This is a genomic window from Pauljensenia sp. UMB6358, assembly GCF_030216865.1.
GTDB classification, from domain to species: domain Bacteria; phylum Actinomycetota; class Actinomycetes; order Actinomycetales; family Actinomycetaceae; genus Pauljensenia; species Pauljensenia turicensis_A.
The window spans coordinates 1-255 of record NZ_JASOMS010000208.1 but is presented as its reverse complement, the minus strand read 5'-3'; the positions used below and the strand labels follow the sequence as shown (position 1 = coordinate 255).

Annotated in this window: 1 protein-coding gene; it reads right to left on the bottom strand. The window is 56.1% G+C overall.

Going from position 1 to position 255, the window contains the following annotated elements; all coding sequences use genetic code 11:
- Nucleotides 1–241: phage minor capsid protein (locus QP381_RS09860; protein WP_442953422.1), on the bottom strand; the 241-nt coding region annotated here is incomplete at its 3' end.
- Between the last annotated feature and the right edge of the window lie 14 nt (nt 242–255).

Here is a 255-nt window from a genome sequence, read left to right as displayed (position 1 = left end):
GATCAGAAACGAGGGCGAGATCTTCACCGTTAACTGTCATTGTGTTTGCCCACCCGTAAACAAGTGAGTGCGTTGCCCCTGTGCGTGTGGCCATTTCTGCGTACGTGTCCATGTGCCACCGTCTACCGGCCTTGTCAGTGAATCCGCTTATCCCATGGCGGGCGAAACTGTTTAGTGCGCCCTGTGTGGCTTTCAGCCGGGTTTCCGCCCCGGTAGTAACACTGGCTACTGGGCGGGAGATAATCCGCTGATACA